The 1,858-nt window shown below is 47.7% G+C and carries 1 protein-coding gene; it reads left to right on the top strand.

What is annotated here, in order from left to right; genetic code table 11:
• Nucleotides 1-22: 22 nt before the first annotated feature.
• Nucleotides 23-1,858 (top strand): penicillin-binding protein 1C (gene pbpC / locus AC1DPZ_RS26405; protein WP_477409110.1); only part of this gene is annotated, 1,836 nt, incomplete at its 3' end.

Genomic DNA, 1,858 nt, shown 5'->3' with positions numbered 1-1,858 from the left:
GAACACGCTCCTGGAGATTTTTATGGCCCTGCGACTTGAACTTACCTACAGCAAAAGTGAAATACTGGCACTTTATACCAGCAATGCTCCTTTTGGCACCAATGTAATTGGACTGGATGCCGCATCATGGCGGTATTTCGGGCGCAACCCAGATAAACTTTCTTGGGGCGAAATGGCTGCTTTGGCTGTTTTGCCAAACTCGCCTTCGCTGGTGCACCCCGGCAGAAACAGGCTCATTTTATTGAAAAAACGCAATTTACTGCTAACCCGGCTTTATAAACAAGGCATTATTGATAGCACAACGGCAACCCTTGCGCAGTTAGAACCTGTACCCGAAAAACCAATGCCCCTGCCCTCGCTTACTCCTCACCTGTTACAGCGTTTTAAAAATGATCATCATGCCAAACCATCAGGAGATACCCGGATCCAGACAAGTATAAAATCTGCCTTGCAGCAACAGGTAAACGATATACTGGAGCAGCATCACCAGGTGTTAAAGGCCAATGATATCAACAACATTGCTGCAATTGTACTTGATGTAGAAACCGGGCAAACACTTGCCTATGCGGGCAATATCACCCACCACGAAGATCCGCAGATGGAAAGCGATGTTGATGTAATAGATGCGCCCCGTAGTCCGGGTAGCACATTAAAGCCCCTGTTATATGCATCTATGCTGCATAGCGGGCTCATACTCCCTAATAGCCTCATTCCTGATGTTCCCACGCTTATTGCAGGCTATCACCCCGAAAACTTTGATCTGGGTTATGATGGCGCGGTACAGGCATCAAGGGCATTATCACGTTCGTTAAATGTACCAGCTGTAAAAATGCTGCAACAATTTAAATATGAGCGGTTTTATGATTTTTTACAGAAGTCCGGCATTACCACACTAACCAAACCCGCAGATCATTACGGGCTTTCACTAATATTAGGTGGCGGCGAGAACACGCTTTGGGAATTAAGCGGCGCCTATGCCGATATGGCCCGGGTGCTTAACCACTACAATAAATACAACGGCAAATATGATCCCGCTGATTTCCATAGCCCGGTTTATAGCAGGCAGTCAACCGATAAACCTTCTTTAGAAAAGTCGGGCTTGCTGGATGCGGCGTCTATATATTATACTTTCCAGGCAATGGAGGAAGTAATGCGCCCGGGGGAAGAAATGCTATGGCAGCAATTCAGCTCCACCCAGCGGATAGCCTGGAAAACCGGAACAAGCTTTGGCTTCAGAGACGGCTGGGCCATAGGCATCACACCCAAATATGTTGTAGGTGTTTGGGTAGGCAACACCGATGGCGAAGGCAGGCCTGGCTTAACAGGAATAAATACTGCAGCACCTGCCCTGTTCGAGATCTTCAGATTATTGCCTGTTTCGAGGGATTGGTTTGAGATGCCTACAGGCGAAATGGTAAAAATTAATGTATGCCATCAAAGCGGCTACCGTGCCGGGCAATATTGTGCTGATGCAGACGAAATGCTGGTGCCTAAAAGTGGTTTAAAGGCCCCGGTTTGCCCTTATCACCAACTAATCCATTTATCTGCTGATGGCAAATACCAGGTGAACGGAAACTGTGAATCGCCGGATAACATGATTAATAAAAAGTGGTTTGTGCTGCCGCCTTCCATGGAGTATTATTACAAAGCACGCGACTACCAGTATCATGTGTTGCCGCCATTCCGGGACGGATGTATCCAGGCAGAAAACAACAACACCATGGAAGTGATCTACCCTAAAGATGGCGCTAAAATATACGTCCCTCTTGAGGCTGACGGTACCCGCGGGCGGATGATCTGCAATGCCGCCCACCGTTTACCCGGCATGAAGATCTTTGGCACCTGGATGATCAATACG

It is taken from the genome of Mucilaginibacter sp. P4_G9 (genome assembly GCF_056400985.1).
Note: the sequence above shows the minus strand (reverse complement) of the source record. Positions and strands in the feature narration are given on the sequence as shown.